Consider the following 667-nt stretch of genomic DNA (forward strand, 5'->3'; position numbering starts at 1 on the left):
TGGCGCGCGCGCCCCCCCCCCGCGCCCCCCCAGCACCCCACCCGCCCCCGGCGGCGCGGCGCCGCGCCGGGGGGGGGGGGGGGGGGGGGGGGGGGGGGGGGGCGGCCCGCGCCCGCGGGGCTCAGCCGTGCCAGGCCTGCGTCCCGATGCCGACGCAGTCCCACTGCTGCGCCCGCGCACCGTTGTCCCGCCGGGAATCGACGATCTCCAGGCACTTCCCGCTGTTGGCGTTGACGACCCGCCAGCCACCGGCGGCACCGTCGGAGACCAGGCGCCACGCCTGGGTGGGGATGCCGACGCAGTCCCACTGCTGGGCCGGGGCGCCGTTGTCACCCCGGGAATCCGCGATTTCCAGGCACTTCCCGCTGTTCGGGTTCACGTACGAGATCGTGCCGTCGCCTCGGTCGACCGGGTTCCAGAAGGCACCGGCCTGGCCGACGCAGTCCCACTGCTGGGCCCGCGCACCGTTGTCCTGTCTGGAATCCACGATCTCCAGGCACTTCCCGCTGTTGGCGTTGATGAACAGCCCGGCGTTGAGCGTGTGCACGCCGGCCGCCTTCGCCCGGGGGGGGCGGCGCGCGCGGGGGGGGCGGGCGCGCGCGGGGGGGGCCCCCGGCGCGGGGGGGGGGGGCGTCGGGGGGTGGGGGCGCGCGCCCGCGGCCGCGCG

1 protein-coding gene is annotated in these 667 nt (G+C 79.0%); it reads right to left on the reverse strand.

The features are described from left to right. Positions 1 to 121: 121 nt before the first annotated feature. Positions 122 to 547: an RICIN domain-containing protein gene (locus ACFWX1_RS05175; protein ID WP_378384020.1), complete on the reverse strand. Its 426-nt coding sequence runs from the start codon at positions 545 to 547 to the stop codon at positions 122 to 124. Positions 548 to 667: the final 120 nt, after the last annotated feature.

The sequence above is a fragment of the Amycolatopsis sp. NPDC059021 genome, from assembly GCF_042739895.1.
GTDB lineage: Bacteria > Actinomycetota > Actinomycetes > Mycobacteriales > Pseudonocardiaceae > Amycolatopsis.